At 44.4% G+C, this 1541-nt stretch carries 1 protein-coding gene and 1 pseudogene; one reads left to right on the top strand and one right to left on the bottom strand.

Annotated elements, in window-relative coordinates; genetic code table 11:
- On the bottom strand, positions 1-801 hold an 801-nt coding region (locus JX325_RS16535), incomplete at its 3' end, for a PD-(D/E)XK nuclease family transposase (RefSeq protein ID WP_204792126.1).
- A 432-nt stretch (positions 802-1233) separates the two neighbouring features.
- On the opposite strand from JX325_RS16535, the pseudogene JX325_RS16530 reads away from it, so the two are divergent.
- A pseudogene (locus JX325_RS16530) lies at positions 1234-1401 on the top strand (tyrosine-type recombinase/integrase); the annotation flags it as partial.
- Between the last annotated feature and the right edge of the window lie 140 nt (positions 1402-1541).

The following is a 1541-nucleotide window of genomic DNA, read 5'->3' as shown; positions in this document are numbered from 1 at the left end:
CATATTCTGGTCTGTTTTCAATTTTCTCACTTCGTCAACTGAAAGGCCAACAAATTCCGCAATCTTTTCAAGCGTTATTGTCCCATCTTCCAGCATTTTCTTTGCAACATTTATCATTCCTTCTTTTAATGTCTGATTTCTCATATCTTCCATAGCACGGCACATAATCTCGATTCCCTCCTTGTGCTCTTTGAAAAATCTCACCCTGTCTGCCAGTGTCCCATAATACATATCCGCTGCGTTTGTGCAGGAGAAGTCATGCATTAACTTCCCGATTGGCGTATCGCTGCGGTAAGCGCCATTTACATACAGTATGTGCGAACCGTCCTCAAAGCTTTCCCCGGTTCCTAAAAAGCACCGCTCAATCGGATAGAGTGGCAGCCCTTTTCCCATTACGTCATTCTCCGTGATAAAGATTACCCACATTTCCGGCAGCTTGTCGAAGTCCTGGCCTTTCTTCAAAAGGTTTGCGTCCATCATGCTGCTGTTGTACCTGGCTCTTTTTCTCCCGGCTCCTTTGTCGGAGCGCTGTACTTCTACATTCAGTTTTGCCCCTGTGCTGTCCGTAGCCAGGATATCCAGCCTCACCGAACGGTTCGGCAGGTTCTCCACAAATACCTGGGTGCGAATGTCCAGCACTTTTAAATCCGGCTTTTCCAGCACAATCCGCAATACCAGTTCTATGCTTGCCGTATTTCCCTCAAAACACTTGGTGAGGAAATCATCATCAAGCAGGCGAAAGCCTCTTAGCCTTTGTAAATCTTCCTGATGTTTCTGGTCTATCTGTTCCGTCACTGTCAATCTTCCTACCTGCGTTCCTTCTGTTTTCGTATCTCCATACTACCATAAACCTCCTGATTTTACAAGCCGGGAGCCGAGATATGCGAATAACTCTCCCAAACGGCAAATGGCGGAAACGCCTGAAAATCAAGGCTTTGCCACCATTTGCCGAGTTACATAAGGTTAGGGCTGGAAATTGCAAAATCTTTATTTTAAATGTTGCTATATATGTATTTATAATTTATTTTTAATATATTTCGATTAAGAACGCAAGAATACAAAGTAATCTCATGAGCTTTGTATAATTTAACCAACATGATAAATTAAAATCTAAACATATTGACGACTAGAAGCGCTTCGTTGAGTCTACAAAAAGGCTGTTAAGGTCAAAAGCACAGTGGCAGCGATATTGCCCCCATACGAAAAGGACCATGGCGCAAGCCATAGTCCTTGAGGAGATTATACCGTATTCTGTTCTCCGCTTCCATGAAGCTTAGATATACCTTCGCCACGTTGTCCCTGGAGAGCGGCATGGATGTGAAAACCCTCACTGCCATGCTGGGCCATGTGTCGACAGAGACCACGCTGGATATTTACACCCACATCATCGATGAGATGCAAACGGCAAAATAAAATGTGAAAATAAGAGAGAAAGAGAAGAGCGTGCCGCAAAAGACGGCACGCTCCAGCCTGTCGAAAAGAGGCCTGTCTGTCTTCATTACCAGACAGGCCACAAAGTTAATGAGGGATAAAATGTAGGA

It is taken from the genome of Oscillibacter sp. CU971 (assembly GCF_905219725.1).
Taxonomy (GTDB): Bacteria; Bacillota; Clostridia; order Oscillospirales; family Oscillospiraceae; genus Oscillibacter.
The sequence above is the reverse complement of the archived record's forward strand: the minus strand, read 5'-3'. Positions and strand labels throughout refer to the sequence as shown.